The 17,431-nt window shown below is 70.7% G+C and carries 15 protein-coding genes; 1 reads left to right on the top strand and 14 read right to left on the bottom strand.

Annotated elements, in window-relative coordinates; genetic code table 11:
* The first annotated feature begins 137 nt into the window (after positions 1 to 137).
* Positions 138 to 1,247, top strand: coding sequence for a UDP-N-acetylglucosamine 2-epimerase (locus tag AC4H2S_RS07525; protein ID WP_491496342.1), 1,110 nt, complete (start codon positions 138 to 140; stop codon positions 1,245 to 1,247).
* Here the strand turns inward: AC4H2S_RS07525 and AC4H2S_RS07520 are convergent.
* The 14 genes from AC4H2S_RS07520 to ndk all read right to left on the bottom strand — a co-directional run bounded on the left by AC4H2S_RS07520 (position 1,237) and on the right by ndk (position 17,427).
* A complete protein-coding gene (locus AC4H2S_RS07520; protein ID WP_491496341.1) occupies positions 1,237 to 2,238 on the bottom strand; it encodes a Gfo/Idh/MocA family protein in 1,002 nt (333 codons plus the stop codon). The two genes, AC4H2S_RS07525 and AC4H2S_RS07520, sit on opposite strands and share 11 nt — an antisense overlap.
* Positions 2,238 to 3,341, bottom strand: a complete 1,104-nt coding sequence (locus AC4H2S_RS07515) for a DegT/DnrJ/EryC1/StrS family aminotransferase (protein WP_491496340.1) — start codon at positions 3,339 to 3,341, stop codon at positions 2,238 to 2,240. The genes AC4H2S_RS07520 and AC4H2S_RS07515 overlap by 1 nt, the downstream gene beginning before the upstream one ends.
* Positions 3,338 to 3,934, bottom strand: coding sequence for an acyltransferase (locus AC4H2S_RS07510; RefSeq protein WP_491496339.1), 597 nt, complete (start codon positions 3,932 to 3,934; stop codon positions 3,338 to 3,340). The genes AC4H2S_RS07515 and AC4H2S_RS07510 overlap by 4 nt, the downstream gene beginning before the upstream one ends.
* The gene (locus tag AC4H2S_RS07505) at positions 3,931 to 5,436 is read right to left on the bottom strand and encodes a DUF2142 domain-containing protein (protein WP_491496749.1); all 1,506 of its coding nucleotides are present in this window, start codon (positions 5,434 to 5,436) and stop codon (positions 3,931 to 3,933) included. Before AC4H2S_RS07505 ends, AC4H2S_RS07510 begins: the two co-directional genes overlap by 4 nt.
* A gap of 217 nt (positions 5,437 to 5,653) precedes the next feature.
* A complete protein-coding gene (locus AC4H2S_RS07500) occupies positions 5,654 to 7,327 on the bottom strand; it encodes a glycosyltransferase family 2 protein (protein WP_491496338.1) in 1,674 nt (557 codons plus the stop codon).
* Positions 7,324 to 8,418 carry a class I SAM-dependent methyltransferase gene (locus AC4H2S_RS07495; protein ID WP_491496337.1) on the bottom strand — a complete coding sequence of 365 codons (1,095 nt, stop codon included), beginning with the start codon at positions 8,416 to 8,418 and terminating at the stop codon, positions 7,324 to 7,326. The genes AC4H2S_RS07500 and AC4H2S_RS07495 overlap by 4 nt, the downstream gene beginning before the upstream one ends.
* 103 nt (positions 8,419 to 8,521) lie before the next feature.
* Positions 8,522 to 8,731 carry a hypothetical protein gene (locus AC4H2S_RS07490; RefSeq protein WP_491496336.1) on the bottom strand — a complete coding sequence of 70 codons (210 nt, stop codon included), beginning with the start codon at positions 8,729 to 8,731 and terminating at the stop codon, positions 8,522 to 8,524.
* 89 nt (positions 8,732 to 8,820) lie between these two features.
* Complete coding sequence (locus AC4H2S_RS07485; protein WP_491496335.1) at positions 8,821 to 10,794, bottom strand: TIGR03960 family B12-binding radical SAM protein; 1,974 nt, start codon at positions 10,792 to 10,794, stop codon at positions 8,821 to 8,823.
* A gap of 156 nt (positions 10,795 to 10,950) precedes the next feature.
* Positions 10,951 to 12,135, bottom strand: coding sequence for a rod shape-determining protein RodA (gene rodA, locus AC4H2S_RS07480; protein WP_491496334.1), 1,185 nt, complete (start codon positions 12,133 to 12,135; stop codon positions 10,951 to 10,953).
* Positions 12,136 to 12,139: 4 nt separating this feature from the next.
* Positions 12,140 to 14,272, bottom strand: a complete 2,133-nt coding sequence (gene mrdA / locus AC4H2S_RS07475; RefSeq protein ID WP_491496333.1) for a penicillin-binding protein 2 — start codon at positions 14,270 to 14,272, stop codon at positions 12,140 to 12,142.
* Entirely contained in the window at positions 14,269 to 14,781 is a 513-nt protein-coding gene (mreD, locus tag AC4H2S_RS07470; protein WP_491496332.1) for a rod shape-determining protein MreD, read from the bottom strand. Before mreD ends, mrdA begins: the two co-directional genes overlap by 4 nt.
* Positions 14,778 to 15,716, bottom strand: coding sequence for a rod shape-determining protein MreC (gene mreC / locus AC4H2S_RS07465; protein WP_491496331.1), 939 nt, complete (start codon positions 15,714 to 15,716; stop codon positions 14,778 to 14,780). The genes mreD and mreC overlap by 4 nt, the downstream gene beginning before the upstream one ends.
* Positions 15,716 to 16,744: a rod shape-determining protein gene (locus AC4H2S_RS07460; RefSeq protein ID WP_491496330.1), complete on the bottom strand. Its 1,029-nt coding sequence runs from the start codon at positions 16,742 to 16,744 to the stop codon at positions 15,716 to 15,718. The genes mreC and AC4H2S_RS07460 overlap by 1 nt, the downstream gene beginning before the upstream one ends.
* 251 nt (positions 16,745 to 16,995) lie before the next feature.
* The gene (ndk, locus tag AC4H2S_RS07455; protein ID WP_491496329.1) at positions 16,996 to 17,427 is read right to left on the bottom strand and encodes a nucleoside-diphosphate kinase; all 432 of its coding nucleotides are present in this window, start codon (positions 17,425 to 17,427) and stop codon (positions 16,996 to 16,998) included.
* Between the last annotated feature and the right edge of the window lie 4 nt (positions 17,428 to 17,431).

The following is a 17,431-nucleotide window of genomic DNA, read 5'->3' as shown; positions in this document are numbered from 1 at the left end:
CGGGGCTGCTTGCGGCCGGCCGTGGCTGGGTGTCCTGCACGGTGGTGGACCACCTCTCGTCGCTCGCCTGATCCGCGTGCAGACGATACTGCAACGCGAATCCATCCCGGCACACGGGACGAGCCAGGGGAGAACACGTGACGATCGCCTTCATCGCGGGAACGACGGCAGAGATCATCAAGCTCGCACCTGTGATCCAGGCGCTCGACGAGCGCGGGGAGCGCGTCGAGCTCTGGAACACCGCCTTCCACGTAGGCGGTCTCCCCGCCACTCTCGCCGACATGGGGCTCGCCCAGCCGGCCGTAGACCTGGTGCCGGCACGACACCAGAACGACGTCGTACGGGTGACGCAGGTGCCCCTCTGGGCCGCGCGCATCGCGTGGGGCGTCGTACGACGACGTCGGGAGCTGCGCCGCCGTCTGGCCCGCGGCACGTCGCGTCCGCTCGTGGTGGTGCACGGCGACACGTTCAGCACCGTCCTCGGCGCCTTGATGGGACGAGCCCTGGGCGCTGAGGTGGCCCACGTCGAGGCCGGCATGCGGACCGGCAACATCTGGCACCCCATGCCGGAGGAACTGAACCGCCGCCTGGTCGCGAAGATCGCGACCCTCCACTTCGCACCCACCCAGTACGAGGTCGAGCACCTGCGCCGCGAGAGGGCACGGGGGTCGATCGTCGACACCGGCGCCAACACGGTCATCGACGCCCTGCGCACGGCGATCGACGGTGACGCCCCCGGGATCGAGCTCCCCCCCGAGTTCGGACTGGTCACGCTGCACCGGTTCGAGATGCTGCGCAACGGGCCGGTCTTCACGCAGACCTTGGAGGTGCTGCACGAGGCGAGCGCCGACCTGCCGCTGGTGATGCCGGCAGGCAACACCGAGCGCAACCGGATCGAGGAGCTGGGCCTGCGCCACCTCTTCGGCGGCCGCTTCCTGCTGGTCGACAAGCAGCCCTACGCCCGGTTCATGCCGCTTCTGGCGCGCGCCAGCTTCGTCGTCACGGATTCGGGCGGCCTCCAGCAGGAGTGCGGGATCCTGGGCAAGCCCGCCGCCATCCACCGTGAGGCCGTCGAGTCGCAGCAGGGCATCGGCGACAACCTCGTGCTGACCGGTCTCGACATGGACGTCCTGCGCGACTTCCTGGGCACGTGGCGCAAGTACGCACGCCCGTCGCTCCTCGACGAGTTCCACCCCACCAAGGCGATCGTCGAAGCCCTAGAGCGCGCGGGTCACCTCACAGCGTGACCTCACGCCCCTCGTCCGCCGAGCGCAGACACGCGTCGACGACCCGCAGCGTCTGCACGCCCTCGGCCATCGGCACGATCCCACCCGCGTCCTGCCCGAGGATCGCCTCACGGAAGTGGGCCTGCTCCACGGCCAGCGGCTCGCGCTTCTGGATGGCAAACCGCGTCACGTCGCCCTCGTTGACACCCCGGAAGGTCGCGACGGCGTCCCAGTCGTTCTCGAAGGTGCCGTTGGCGTAGAAGGTGAGGTCGCCCGTCAGGGTGTCGGCCACCAGGGCGCCCCGCTCGCCGGTGGCGATGCACTGCCGCTCCTTGCGAGGCGAGAGCCAGTTGACCAGGTGGTTGACGATCACCCCGTTGTCGAGGCGGCCGGTGGCGACGACCATGTCCTCCTTGTCGCGGCCCGACCGGTGCTGCGTGTGGGCCGTGAGCCGGACGTAGGGCGAACCGGCGATCCACGGGGTGAGGTCGAAGTCGTGCGTGGCGAGGTCCTGCACCACACCGACGTCGGTGATGCGCGGCGGGAACGGCCCCTGGCGTGAGGTCGTGATCTGGTAGATCTCGCCGAGCAGCCCCTGCTGGATCCTCTCGCGCATCGCAATGACCGCCGGGTTGCAGCGCTCGACGTAGCCGACGCAGCCGACGACGCCGGCCTGCTCGAACGCGGCGCCGACCCGCTCGCCCGCCTCGACGGAGTGGGCGATCGGCTTCTCGACCATGGTCGCGACACCGGCCGCCGCCAGCGCGAGCGCGACGTCCTCGTGGTGCACGGTCGGCACGGCGACGACGGCCGCGTCGAGACCGGCGGCGATGAAGGCGTCGACGTCGGCCAGGACCGGCAGGTCACCGGCCACTCCGAACTTGTCGCCGACCGGGTCCGCGACGGCGACGAGCTCCATGCCGGGCGTCGACCGGATCACGCGGGCGTGGTGACGTCCCATCGAACCGAGGCCGATGACGCCTGTGCGCAGGGTCGTGGAGTCGTGCGTCATCACGCACCCGCCTTCACGACAACGTTGACGGCCTCGACGATCCGGTCGAGGTGCGACTGCTCGAGAGCGGGGTGGACCGGGAGGGAGATCACCTCGGCCGCGGCCCGCTCGGTCTCAGGCAGGTCGAGCTCGGGCGCGAACCCCCGCAGCGACTCGAGCCGGTGATTCGGGATCGGGTAGTAGACGCCCGACCCGACCTGGAACTCCTCGCGGAGTCGGCGTACGACCTCATCGCGGTCCTCGGCGACGCGGATCGTGTACTGGTGGTAGACGTGGGTGGCGGCCTCCGACACGGCGGGGACGGCGACGCCCTCAAGGTGGGCGTCGAGGAACGCGGCGTTGCGCTGCCGGGTCGCCGTCCAGGCCCCGATCTTGGTCAGCTGCACACGGCCGATGGCCGCGTGGATGTCGGTCATGCGGTTGTTGAGCCCGATGACCTCGTTGGCGTACTGGCGCTCCATGCCCTGGTTGCGCAGGAGCTTGACCCGGCGAACGACGTCCTCGTCGACGCAGGAGACCATCCCACCCTCGCCCGAGGTCATGTTCTTCGTGGGGTAGAGCGAGAACATCGCGAACGTGCCGAAGCTGCCGACCGCAGCGCCGTTCCACGTGGCGCCGTGCGCCTGCGCGGCGTCCTCGAACACCATGACGCCGTGACGCTCGGCGACCTCGCCCAGCGCCGTCATGTCGGCCGGATGGCCGAAGAGGTGGACGGGCATGATCGCGCGGGTGCGCTCGGTGATCGCTGCCTCCACCGCCCGCGGGTCGAGGCAGAAGTGGGTCGGCTCGATGTCGACGAAGACCGGCGTCGCGCCCGTGAGGGCGACCGAGTTCGCGGTCGCCGCGAACGTGAAGGACGGCACGATGACCTCGTCACCCGGACCGATGCCCGCGGCGAGGAGCCCCAGGTGGAGACCGGATGTCCCCGAGTTGACGGCCACGCAGGCGCGCCCGTCGACCAACTGGTCGCCGAACTCCTTCTCGAAGGCAGCCACCTGCGGCCCCTGCGCGACCATGCCGGAGCGGAGGACCGCGTCGACGGCCGCCCGCTCCTCGTCTCCGATGAGGGGTTTGGCGGGCGGGATGAACTCGCGCTCGGTCACTCTTCTCTCTCCTTGAGTCGTCCGTCGATGACGTCGTGGACGGCGCCGGTGCCGGGATCGACCAGCGAGCCGTCGGGTTGCTCTACGAGCCGGGTCCCCGCTTTGGACACCCAACCGATCTGGCGTGCGGGCACACCGGCGACAAGTGCGTGCGGCGGCACGTCGCGGGTGACGACCGATCCGGCCGCAACCAGCGCCCAGGCCCCGATGCGCACCGGGGCGACGCACACCGACCGGGCCCCGATGGCGGCGCCGTCGTCGATCGTCACACCGACCGGTTCCCAGTCCGCTGCGGACTTCGGCGACCCATCCGGGTTGACCGCACGCGGGTAGGTGTCGTTGGTGAGGACCACGGCGGGGCCGATGAACACGCCGGCGCCGAGCATTGCAGGCTCGTAGACGAGGGCGTGGTTCTGCACCTTGCAGTTGTCACCCATGCGGACACCGGTCCCGATGTAGGCGCCACGTCCGATCACGCAGTTCTCGCCCAGGACCGCCTCCTCGCGTACCTGGCACAGGTGCCACAGGCTGCTGCCGTCGCCGATCGTCGCGTCGGGCGAGATCTCGGCGGACTGGACGGCTCGGTAAGTCATGCGGTCTCCTCCGCTCTGGCCCGATGTAATGGCTCTGGCGCGGCGGCACCGATCGAGACATCGGTGCTCGAGAGTACGTGCTCCGAGGTGCCGCCGACGTAGCCGGGTCCGCGGCTCCAGCTCATCACGACCAAGGGCGCGGCGAACACGGCGAACGCGAGTCCGCCCAGCACGGCCACGACGGACGGCGACGGCGCGGACTGCCACCACCACTCCAGGTCGTCGATCAGGACCGGGCCGTCCACGCCGGTGACGTAGCGTCGGATGTTCGCATAGATGGCGCTCGCGTTGGCGATGGTGAGGGCCAGCGCGATCAGCAGGGCCTGGACCCGACTCAGACCGACGACGTGCTCAGCCGCCCGGTCGACCAGCAGGACCGCAAGCAGCATCGGCATGAGGGGAAGGATGTAGCGCGGCTGCACACTCTCGCCGACGACCAGCCGCGTACGCAGCAGGGTCATGACCGGCAGCACCACCATGGGGATGAAGATGAGTGCGACGGCGACGGACTTCGGCCAGCTCAGTCGGCCGAGCCCCGTCAACCCGAGGAAACCGATGATGAGCGCGACCGGATACGCGGTGATGGAGTAGACGGGCGTGTCGAGCCACCCGAGTCCGAACGCATAGCCGAACATGCCACTGAAGAGCGAAGGGAACTCGAGCAGCAGGTTGGGCACGACCTCGCTGAGCGTACGGTCGGTCTCCGGGGCGGCTCCGGCGATGCTCGCCACCTGGGCCGCCGCCAGTACCCGCCACAGACAGATCATGGTGATCACCGCGGGGATGGCGAGCAGACGCCGGTCGGCCTTGATCGTGCGCACGTGCAGCGCGCACACGGCGACCGTGATCACCCCGGCGTAGGCGGGCGCGTCGCCTCGGGCGCACAGTGCCATGACCAGGCCCAGGCTCCCGAGGCCACCGGCAGCGATGCGCCTCCCGCGGTCTTCACGATCGGTGAGCAGGAAGACGGTGTGCAGGGCGAAACCGAAGGCGGTCAGGCCACTGAGGGACCAGCTGCTGGGGTTCACCGACGCGACGATGAACCATCCCAGCGGGATGAGCACCGGCACCAGCGTCAGGACCATCAGCCTCCGCGCTGACGAGGTGGTGACCAGCGCGATGGCGCCCAGCAGCGTCGCCGCCAGCACGACGTTCGCGAGTCGCATAGCAAGCACGGACTCCGGGATGCTGTCACCGACGAAGAGGTGCATCACGCGGTAGAAGCCACCGGGATACGAGCCGTTGTCGAGGGTCTCCGACGAGATCGTCTCGCCCCTCAACAGGTCCTGGCACGACGCCGACTCCGCGGGAGCGAACGCGTAGCAGGTGGGCGCCCCGACGAGGGCGGGCAGCTCGACGACCCGTCCGCCGGTGGCCTCGGACGTGCCCGTGACGCGACACGTGTCCGAGGGGTCCCCCGCGGTGGCGTCCACGCACCAGATCGTCGCCTGGTGGTACCCATCGTCAGGCGAGGACCCGAGAGGCGACGACAGCGCCCACATGGCACCACACAGGATGGCGGCCACGACGACGGCGACCACGGACCAGACCCGAACCATGCTCCCTACTCCCTGCTCCCTGACCGACGACACACCAGCGAGACACCCTAGCCACTGACGGCTCCGGACCCTGTCTCGGGCTTCGGGCGTAGGTTACGGCCCTCACGCTCGGCAGAACTCGTGAGCCCCACGCCGCTCCCGCTCGCGGGCGCGTGGTGACTCAGTCCCTCAATGCCCGTCCGGCTGCCCCGTTGGTCTTGCGGGACGTGGACCTCGCCCTGGTCGGCGAGACGAGCTGCTGGTCGAGCAACCGGTGCGGGTCCATCATCGGAGCGGCGATCGACGCCGGCGTGTAGAGGTCCTTGTCGGGGATCCCCCAGCGACGCACCACGAAGTGCCGCTCCCACGACTGCACCGTGCCGTCGCGGGTCTGCGACTCGAAGTGGAACAGCTCGCAGTTGGCGACCCAGACGATGCGGTAGCCGTGGTGGGCGACCTTGTAGCAGAAGTCGACGTCGTTGAAGTTGGACGGCAGGGCCTCGGTAAACCCGCCGATGCCGAGGAACACCTCACGTCGGATCGCGGCACACGCCGCGGTGACGCCGGTGACCTCGCGGTTGACCGCCAACTCACCGAACGGGCCGGGGTCCTCGCGGGTGCGGAAGCGGAAGGGGTGGTGGTAGTGACGGCCCCAGTAGCCGTGCCCGGCGTGCTGGATCGAGCTGTCGCTGAAGTAGAGCTTGGCCCCGGTCAGGCCCACGTCGGGCTCGTCCAGCGGGCCCACGAGGTTCTCCAGCCAGCGGTCACTGATGACCTCGACGTCGTCGTTGAGGAAGACCAGCCGCTCCCCCGTCGCCCGCAGCGCGCCCACGTTGCACTTCTCGGAGAAGTTGAAGGGTTTGGTGAACCGCTCGAGGACCAGCTTGTCGCCGGCTATCTCGCGCAGGCGTCGGAGCACCTTCTTGGGTGTCGGCTTGTCGTAGACCACGACGATCTCGACGTTATCGTGCTCGGTCCTGGCCAACGCCGTCCGCACCGTCTCCTCGACCAGCACCCGGCGTCCACCGAACACCAGCGCCGAGCTGCCGAGCGTCGGGATGACGATGGACACCTTCACGGCGGGATCGAGGTCGCGCTGGATGACGTAGCGCCCCGCCTCGCGCCCCTGCTCCACCCGGCCCTTGATCCCGAGCCGGTCGAGCTGGTCCTGGACGGCCCGCCGGCCGGCGATGGTGGCGTAGGGCTTGGCGTCGATGTCGGCTGCCGCGGACCCGGCGATCGCCCGCCAGTGGTAGAGCACCTGCGGCACGTGGACCACCCGGCGCGCGCGCTCGCTGACCCGCAGGGCGAGGTCGTGGTCCTGCGAGCCGTCGTAGCCCTCACGGAACGCACCCACCTCGCGCACCAGCGACGTGCGCATCACCGAGAGGTGGGACGTGTACATCTGCCCGCGCAACCGCTCCGGCGACCAGCGCGGCTTGCGGAACTCCGAGTGGAGGTTGCCGTCCTCGTCAGCCTTGTCCTCGTCGGAGTAGAGATAGTCGACGTCGTCGTGGGCGCCGATGTGGCGCGCCATGGCCTTGAGGGCGTTGACGGCCAGCAGGTCGTCGTGGTCGAGGAAGGCGAGGAACTCGCCGCGGGCGACCGCCACGCCGTCGTTGGACGCCTTGACGATGTGGCCGTTCTCGGTGCGCGCGACGAGCCTGATCCGCGAGTCAAGCGCCGTCTGCTCGCGGATGAAGTCGCGTACGTCCGGGGACGGCGAGCAGTCGTCGACGAGCACCCACTCCCAGTCGGCGAACTCCTGGGCCAGCACGGAGGCGAACGTCTCCCGGAAGACGTCGAGCGGCGGCTCGTAGACGGGCGTGACGATCGAGAACAGCGGCGCGCTCATCGGCCCGCGCCCCGCAGGCGGCGGACGGCCCGGCGCGCGAGGGAGGGTGACGCGGACCTTGACTCGAGCTCCGCTACCCGCCGGGCGAGCGCGGCGTTGCGCTTCCTGGCGTCCTGAAGCTTGGTGGTGAGTCCTGCGATGCGCTTGGCCTGGGCCTTCTTGCGCTCGGTCAGCCGGGTCTCACGGCCCTGGAGGCGACGCAAGGTGCCGTGGAGCCGGAGGATCTCGTCGTTCTGCCGTCCGATCTCCGCCTCTATCCCGACGACGTGGTCACGGTTGAGCAGCTGCGCGTGCCGCGCCTCCATGACCTCCTTCTCGAACTCCTTCACGAGGGCAACCTGCTCGGCGAGCGCCTTGCCGCCGTCGAGACCGTCGCGTAGCTCGGAGATGTTGCGGTGGGCGGCCAGCAACGCGGTCCGCTTCTCCAGCAACTCCCCGTTGAGTGCGGCGAGCTGCGTCTCGTAGGCCCCCACGACGTCGCGGACCGTGCGGTCGGCGCGCTCGAAGAGCACGGCCCACGGAGAGAGGAAGGTGAGGTCCACGTCGGCGCGCCGGAAGAAGCCCCGCTCGGCGAACCAAGCCGCCCAGGTGGCGGTGGACTTGGTGTTGACGTGGGTCGGCTCGTCGTGGTCGCCGGGACTTGAGGAGAACAGCACCCGGTCCGTCACGGCCGTCACCTGGTCGATCGCGCGCTGGGCGTCCTGGGGCGACATGTGCTCGATCATCTCGATCATGCTGACCAGGTCGTAGCGCCCATCGATCGGATCGACCGCCGACGCCACCCACAGGTGCTCGCGCACCTCGGGGTGCGCCGACTCAACGGCGTGCTGCGAGATGTCGAAGCCACGGGCGTCGGCACCCTTCTCGCGAAGGGCCTGGACCAGCAGGCCCTTGGCGCAGCCGACGTCGAGCATGCGGCCGCGCCCGACGATCGCCACGATGCGGTCGGCGACCAGCTGGAAGAACCCGCGCCACTGATCGTTGTCCCAGGTGTAGTTGTCGTAGCCGCCCAGGTGTGCGTCGTTGTAGTAGCAACTGCCGTAGTCGGAGGCCACGGTCCCGGTCTGCGGGGCCTGCTGGTCGTCACCCATGTGGTTCCTGTTCCTGTCGCCCGACGCGGGGGCCGGGCGAACGATCGGTTCGGCGAAGGAGGCTACCGCAGGTGCATCCCTGGGCCGCGCCTTCGGACTGTGCTCAGCGCTGGCCGGTGACGAACTCCGCCTCACCGTCCGCGGCACCCACCGCGATATGCATGAGGTCGATGTCGAGCCCCGACTCCTCCATCAGCGTCCCGCCGGCTTGGGCAAGCTCACGAGCACGGTCGTCGTCCGGGTCGACGTACATCCGGAGCCCCATGGGGCTCGTCACGTACTGCTCTTCGTCGGTTCGGTCCGTTCTCGCCACCCAGCCTCCTCCACGTGTGGGTGACAACCGTATCGGGCCACCGCGGGTCGGCACGCAGCACCTCCGGGCGGCTCAGCCGCGACCGGGTCTCAGACGACGCTGAGCGGCAGGAGCGTCTGTCCCGTCGGGCCGACCTGGATCTCGGTGCCCATCTCGGGGCACACGCCGCAGTCGTAGCAGGGCGTCCAGCGGCAGTCCTCGACCTCGATGTCGGCGCCGTCGGCGGCCGCGAGCGCGTCCTCCCAGTCGCTCCAGAGCCAGTCCTTGTCGAGGCCGGAGTCGAGGTGCTCCCAGGGCAGCACCTCGTCGTAGTCGCGCTCGCGGGTGGTGTACCAGTCGACGTCGACGCCCGTGCCGGCCAGCGCCCTCTCGGCCGACGCCATCCAGCGGTCGTAGGAGAAGTGCTCGCTCCAGCCGTCGAAGCGGCCGCCGTCGCGCCACACCTCCTCGATCACCCTGCCGACGCGTCGGTCGCCGCGCGAGAGCAGGCCCTCGACGATGCCGGGCTTGCCGTCGTGGTAGCGGAAGCCGATGGCGCGGGCGTACTTCTTGTCCTCGCGCACGACCTCGCGCAGCAGCCGCAGCCGCTCGTCGGTCGCCTCGTGGTCGAGCTGCCCGGCCCACTGGAACGGCGTGTGCGGCTTGGGCACGAAGCCGCCGATGGAGACCGTGCAGCGGATGTCGTTGCGCCCGGAGACCTCGCGCCCGGTCTTGATGACGCGCTTGGCGAGGTCGGCGATCGCGAGCACGTCCTCGTCGGTCTCCTGCGGCAGGCCGCACATGAAGTAGAGCTTCACCTGGCGCCAGCCGTGGGAGTAGGCCGCGGCGACCGTGCGGATCAGGTCGTCCTCGCTGACCATCTTGTTGATCACCTTGCGCATCCGCTCCGAGCCGCCCTCCGGGGCGAACGTCAGCCCCGAGCGCCGGCCGTTGCGGGAGAACTCGTTGGCCAGGGTGATGTTGAAGGCGTCGACGCGCGTGCTCGGCAGCGAGAGGGAGACGTTGGAGCCCTCGTAGCGGTCGGCGAGGCCCTTGGCCACGTCGGCGATCTCGGTGTGGTCGGCGCTGGACAGCGACAGCAGGCCGACCTCCTCGAAGCCGGTCTTGCGGATGCCGTTCTCGACCATGTCGCCGATGGTCTTGATCGAGCGCTCGCGCACCGGCCGGGTGATCATGCCGGCCTGGCAGAAGCGGCAGCCACGGGTGCAGCCGCGGAAGATCTCGACGGAGAACCGCTCGTGGACGGTCTCGGCGAGCGGCACCAGCGGGTTGGCGGGGTAGGGCCACTGGTCGAGGTCCATCAGCGTGTGCTTGCGGACCCGGAACGGGATGCCGGGGCGGTTGGGCACGACGGCCTCGATCGCGCCGTCGGCGCCGTAGGCCACGTCGTAGAAGCGCGGGACGTAGATGTTGCCGGTGACGGCCAGTCGGCGCAGCAGCTCCTCGCGCCCGCCCGGGCGTCCCTGCGCCTTCCACTCGCGGACGACCTCCGAGATCGCGAGCACGACCTCCTCGCCGTCACCGAGGACGGCGGCGTCGATGAAGTCGGCGATCGGCTCGGGGTTGAAGGCGGCGTGGCCGCCGGCGATGACCACCGGGGCGTCCTCGCCGCGGTCGGCGGCGTGGATCGGGATGCCCGCGAGATCGAGCGCGTTGAGCATGTTGGTGTAGCCGAGCTCGGTCGAGAAGCTCAGGCCGAAGAGGTCGAACGCGCCGACCGGACGGTGGCTGTCGACGGTGAACTGCGGGATCGGGCCGTGCTCGTCGCCCTCGCGCATCACCTGCTCCATGTCGGGCCACACCGAGTAGGTGCGCTCGGCGAGGATCCAGTCGCGCTCGTTGAGCACCTCGTAGAGGATCTGCACGCCCTGGTTGGGCAGGCCGACCTCGTACGCGTCGGGGTACATCAGCGCCCACCGGACGGTCGGGCCGCCGGACTCCGAGGCGTCCGCGCAGTCCCAGTCCTTGACGACGGAGTTGAGCTCGCCGCCGACGTACTGGATGGGCTTCTGCACCGAGGGAAGCCTGGCCTCCAGGCGCGGGAAGACCGACGCGACGGACATGCTGCGAACACCTCGACTGAGCTCGGGGAAAGGGAGGACGGGGCACGGGCACGACACACGACCCACGGCCGACCACCAAGACTACGTCGCCCCGGGTGGCACGGCCTACTCAACGGCCCACTCAACGGCCGCGCCCGGCGGACCGCCCGGCGACGCTCAGCGCCGGACGGGTCCGGCCGACCTGAGGTGGATGTTCTGGAGCAGCCCGAGGGCCAGCATGCCGGCGAAGAGCGAGCTGCCGCCGTAGGACACGAACGGCAGCGGCACGCCGGTGACGGGCATGATGCCCAGGCACATGCCGATGTTCTGGAAGGCCTGGAAGCCCCACCAGCAGGCGATGCCGGCGGCGGCGACCCGGCCGAAGAGGTCGTCGGCACGTGCGGAGATCGTGAGGGCGCGCCAGATGACGACGGCGACCAGCAGGATCAGCAGCCCGGCACCGACGAGGCCGAGCTCCTCGCCCGCGACGGTGAAGATGAAGTCGGTGTGCTGCTCGGGCACGAAGCCGGAGCGCGTCTGGGAGCCGTCGAAGAGACCCTGGCCGAAGAGGCCGCCGTTGCCCACCGCGATGCGCGCCTGCTCGGTGTTGTAGCCGGCACCGCGCGGGTCGAGGCCGGGATCGGTGAAGGCGAGGAAGCGGTCGACCTGGTAGGGCTTCAGCACGCCCATCGACACCGCCGCGACGGCTCCGACGACGCCGCCGAGGGTGAGCCCGGCCAGCCACAGCCGACCGGCGCCGGCGACCGCGAGCACGCCGAAGACGGTCGCGGCGAGCACGAGCATGGTGCCCAGGTCGGGCTGCAGCAGGATGAGCGCGGCAGGGACGGCGGCGATGGCGAGCATCGCGACGACCTCCAGGCTGCCCACGCCCCTCCCCCACCGGCGTTCGGTGCGCTCGGCCACCACCAGCGCCATGCCCACCACCACCGCGAGCTTGGCGAACTCGGCGGGCTGGACGGACATGCCGCCGAGCTGGATCCACGACCGGGAGCCGTTGATCGTGCTGCCCGCCACGAGCACCATCACCAGCCCGCCGATGCTGGCGAGGTAGGCCAGCGGCGCGAGGATCCGCACCCACCGGTGGTCGGTGGCGAGCACCGAGACCATCAGGACCAGGCCGATCGCGACGTTGACCAGCTGCTTGCGGAGGTAGGCGTTGGGGTCGCCGCCGGTCAGGTCGGCGCGCGTGGAGGTGGCCGACCAGACGAGCAGGGTGCCGAGGACCACCAGCAGCCCGGCGGCGAGCATCAGGAGCCAGTCGAGGCCCGGGGCGCGCAGGCTCGACCCGCGCAGGGAGCGGTGTCCCGGCCGGGTGGCGGGACGGGTCGACAGGACGGTCATCGCATCACTTCCGTGCCTTCTCGGGGACCGGCGGCATGATGGAGCCGTCCTCCAGGAACTGCGGCAGGCGGGCCGGCGGGACGGTGCCGGGGATCGCCGCGCGGGCCGGGCGCACGGTCTCGCCCTCGATGCCGTAGAGCGCCTCCCAGATGGCGCGGATGCCGTCACCGGTGGAGCCGGAGCCGGTGCCGCCCTGGCTGATCATCATCACCACGACGTAGTCCTCGGAGTAGGACGCCACCCAGCCCGTCGACTGCTTGCCGTAGACCTCGGCTGAGCCGGTCTTGGCGCGGATGGTCACGTCGTCGATCGGGAAACCGCCGAGCTTCCAGGCCATGGTGCCGACCCGGGAGACGTTCTCCAGCGCGCCGTCGATGTAGTCGAGGTACTTCTTCGGCACGTCGACCCGGCCGACCTTGCGCGGCGCGATGCGGCGCAGCACCTTGCCCTGGGGGCTCACGATCGCCTTGGCCACGGTGGGCGCCCAGAGCGTCCCGCCGTTGCTCAGTGCGGCGTAGCCGCGGGCGAGCTGGAGCGGCGTGACGATCGTGTCGCCCTGGCCGATGGAGAAGTTGACGGCGTCGCCGGCGCGGTAGAGGTTGCCCTCGAGGCAGAACTCGCGGGCGAACCTGTAGACGAAGTCGCTGGTGTCGGCGGTCTGCGGCTTGTCGCTGAGCTCGCAGTAGTAGTCCTTCTGCGACTCGTAGTAGGCCTGCTTCCAGTGCCGGTCGGCGATACGTCCGGGCGCCTCCCCCGGCAGGTCGATGCCGGTGCGCGAGCCGAAGCCGAACTCCTTGGCCTCCTCGACCAGCGGGTCCTTCGCGTCGATGTCGGCCGGGTCGCTGCCGAGGCGCTGCCAGAAGTCGTAGCCGATGCGGTAGAAGAACGTGTTGCAGGAGACCTCGAGCGCCTTGGCGAAGCCGATGTTGCCGTAGGCGCCCGACTCGTAGTTCTTGAACACCCGGTTGCCGACCTGGAAGCCCGACGTGCACGGCAGCGTCGTGTCCATCGAGTAGCCGTGGGTGAGCGCCCCGGCTGTCATGAACGGCTTCCACGTCGACCCCGGCGCGAACTGGCCCTGGGTGGCGCGGGAGAGCAGCGGGGTGCCGGCCTTCTCGGAGTAGAGGCGGGTCAGCTGCGCCTCGCTGATGCCGCCGGTCCACACGTCGGGGTCGTACGTCGGCTGGCTGGCCATCGCGATCACCCGGCCGGTCTTCGCGTCGAGCACGACGGCCGCCCCGGAGTCGGCGGCGAAGCGGCGCCCGGTCACCGTGTCGACCTGGGTGCGCTGGAAGGCGATGCGCTGGGCGAGCTGGCGCTCCACCACCGACTGCACCTTCGCGTCGATGGACGTCACGAGCGTGTCTCCCGGCGTGCTCTCGACGAGGGAGTCGTCGCCGAGCACCCGGCCCATCGAGTCGACGGCCACGCGGCGGTAGCCGGGCAGGCCCCGCAGCCACTCGTCGTACTGCTTCTCCACGCCGGCACGGCCCACGACCGAGGCGCCGTTGAGGGACCGGTCGTCGCGCTCGGCGGCGAGGTCGTACTCGTCCTCGGTCACCGGGCTCAGGTAGCCCAGGACGTGGGCCAGGTTGATGCCGAAGGGGCGCGGGTAGGAGCGGACGCTCTGCTGCTCGGCGACGACGCCCGGATAGTCCTCGGACTGCTCGAGCACCCGCAGCGCGACGTCCTTGGGCACGTCGACCGCGACCGGCACGGGCTGGTAGGGCGAGCCGTTCCAGCACACGTCGCGGACGCTTCCGGGGTCGCCGCAGGTGACGAGGCGGGCCTCGACGTCCTCGGCGCTCGCGTCGACGACGACCGCGACGCGGCGCACCAGCTCGGTGCGCTGCTTGTCGCCGAGCTTGCCGAGCACGGTGCGGTCGACCGAGATCACCCACGAGGTGCGGTTGGCCACGAGCGGGCGGCCCTGGCTGTCGACGATGAGCCCGCGCTGGGGCTGGACGACGATGTCGCGCACCGACTGGTCGGCAGCCTGCGCCTGGTAGGACTCGCCCCCGATGACCTGGAGGTAGTAGAGGCGGACGAACAGGGTGGCGAAGAGGGAGAACACCAGCGCCTGCACCACGACGAGGCGGAGCCGGCTCTTCGCGGCCCCGGACCCGGCAGCCGTCACGACGCCGCCCACTGCGGGCTCAGCCGGCCGAACAGCTTCATCAGCGGCGGGAGCACGAACGGCGTGAGCAGCACGTCCCACACGACCGCGACCAGGACGACCTCGAGGAGCCCCGCGACCGAGGTGGCGGGGTCCTGGAGGACGAGCCCGGACAGCGCGAACAGCGACGTGGCCACGAAGGACGCGGCGGCGACGGTGCCGATGACGGCGAGCGCGGTGGGCTTCTGGTCCTGGCGCACCCGGGCGGCGAGGAACGCCGCGATGGTGAGGGCGAGCGCCCAGCGCCCGGCGACGTGGTCGGCGGGCGGCGCGAGGTCGAGCGTGAGGCCTGCGACGAAGCCGAGGACGAGGGCGAACGGTGCCTCGACGGTCAGCGCGGCCGCCACCACGACGAGCAGGCAGAGGTTGGGGACGATGCCGTGCCAGGCGACGTGCGGGAAGAGGGTGACCTGGACGACGAGGGCGACGACGACGGCCGCCAGGGCGACGACCCAGCGCAGGCGGCTCATCGCAGGCTCCCGTCGGCCTCGATGACGGCCCGGTCGCTCCGCGACCCGCTGGGGACCATCACCCCGACCACGTCGAGGGCGGAGAAGTCGACGAACGGCTTCACGACCGCCCGCTGGGAGGCCTCGCGCAGCGAGCTGTAGACCTCGGTGATCGTGCCGATCGGCACGCCCGGCGCGTAGGGGCCGGTGGAGCTGCCCCACGTCACGACGGTGTCCTGACGGGCGGGCACGGAGGCGTCGTCGACGAGGCGGAGGTCGAGCCCCTCCTTCTGGTCGAGCGAGCCGCTGCCGGTCACGAACCCGATCTCCATGCTCGACCCGACCCGGCCGCCGACGGTGGAGTCGGGGTCGATGACCAGCAGCACGGTCGCCGTGCTCCGCGTGACCCGCAGCACCCGGCCGACGAGACCGTCGTTGTTGACGACCGTCATGTCGGGACCGACGCCCGACTCGGAGCCGGCGTCGATGGTGACGGTGAAGCTCTGGGACTGCCGCGGGCCCATGGCGACCACGCGGGCCGGCACGAGGGCGGAGCCGAGGTCCTTCGCGGCCGTGGTGAGGCCGTCGTACTGCTCGAGACGGTTGCGATCGAACCCGGCGAGCTCGACGCGGCCGCGCAGCTCGGCGTTGCTGGCCTCGAGGTCGCGCACCCGGTCGGCGAGGTCGCCCTTGCTGCGGAACCACGCGGGCACGGCGGTGAAGGGACGTACGGCCGCGGCGACGCCCGCCTCGGCCGGCCCGAACGCCTCGCCCACCACGCGCCGCGCCGGCTCGACGGGCGAGTCGGCGCCGCCGGAGACGTCGAGGGTGATCAGGGTGACGCTCGCCAGGACCAGCGCCACGAGCAGCGAGCGGGGCGCGCGGTTGCGCGACTCGAGCCGGTCGAGGCCGGTCCAGCGGCGTTCGCGCACCTCGTGTCCCCCGAGGGCGCCCATCAGAAGCGCCTCGGGTCGGACACCAGGACCTGCTGGAGCGCCTCGAACTCCTCCACGCACCTGCCGGCGCCGAGGGCCACCGAGGACAGCGGGTCCTCCGCGACGTGGACGGGCATGCCGGTCTCGTGGCGCAGCCGCTCGTCGAGGCCACGCAGCATCGCGCCGCCCCCGGTGAGGACGATGCCGCGGTCCATGATGTCGCCGGCGAGCTCGGGCGGCGTCTGGTCGAGGGTGGTGCGGACGGCGTCGATGATGTTGTGGAGCGGCTCCTCGAGCGCCTGGCGCAGCTCGGAGCTGGAGACCACCACCGTGCGCGGCAGCCCGGAGACCATGTCGCGACCGCGGATCTCGGCGTCGGGCTCGCTCGGGAGCGGGAAGGCCGACCCGAGGGTCATCTTCATCTCCTCGGCGGTGCGCTCGCCCAGCATGAGGGAGTACTCCTTCTTCATCCACGCGATGATCGCCTGGTCGAGGTCGTCGCCCGCCGTGCGCACCGACAGGCTGGTCACGATGCCGCCGAGGCTGATCACCGCGACCTCGGTCGTGCCGCCGCCGACGTCGACGACCATGTTGCCGGTGGCCTCGTGCACGGGCAGCCCGGCGCCGATCGCCGCCGCCATCGGCTCCTCGACGATGTAGACCCGGCGGGCGCCGGCCTGGTAGCCGGCCTCCTTGACCGCGCGCTGCTCGACCGCGGTGATGCCGCTCGGCACGCAGATCACCATCCGGGGCTTGGCGAAGTAGCGGCGGCGGTGGACCTGGTGGATGAAGTAGCGCAGCATCTGCTCGGTCGCCTCGAAGTCGGCGATCACGCCGTCCTTGAGCGGGCGGATGGCCGCGATGCTGTCGGGGGTGCGCCCGATCATCCGCTTGGCCTCGTGGCCGACGGCGAGGACCTCGCCGGTGGCGGTGTTCATCGCCACGACGGACGGCTCGTCGAGCACCACGCCCCGGCCGCGGACATAGACCAGCGTGTTGGCGGTGCCGAGGTCGACGGCCATGTCGCGACCGATGAAGCTGTTTGCCATGCCGCTGCTGCCCTTGCAGGTCGGGTCGTACCGGGAAGTGGGGACGACCGCTGCAGCCGACCCGCACTCAGGCTAAGGAGCGCGGCCCGGTGTTCCGGGGAGGACACGCGCGGGGCACCGCAAGGGCGCGCTTCGGTTTCCCCGGTCAGCCGGGGAAGTTCGAACTTCAGGGGGCGTACGTGCCCCGATAAGTTCGCACTTCCCCGGTTAGCCGGGGAAACCGAAGGTGAGTAGCCGGCAGTACGCCGGGGTCAGCGGGCGAGCGCCGGGAACCAGATGCCGATCTCGCGGGCGGCCGACTCCTCGGAGTCCGAGCCGTGGACGAGGTTCTGCTGGACGGCGAGGCCCCAGTCGCGGCCGAGGTCGCCACGGATGGTGCCGGGGGCGGCGACGGTGGGGTCGGTCGCGCCGGCCAGCGAGCGGAAGCCCTCGATGCAGCGCTGACCCTCGATGACGACGGCGAGCACCGGGCCGGACAGCATGAACTCCACGAGCGGGGCGTAGAACGGCTTGCCCTCGTGCTCGGCGTAGTGCTCGGCGAGGATCTCCGGCGTCGCGGAGCGCAGCTCGACGGCCGCGAGGGTGTAGCCCTTGGCCTCGATCCGGCGCAGCACCTCGCCCGAGAGGCCGCGGCGCACGCCGTCGGGCTTGACGAGGACGAGGGAGCGCTGGACGTCGGTCATGCGT

The organism is Nocardioides sp. Z13_37 (assembly GCF_058355585.1).
Note: the sequence above shows the minus strand (reverse complement) of the source record. Positions and strands in the feature narration are given on the sequence as shown.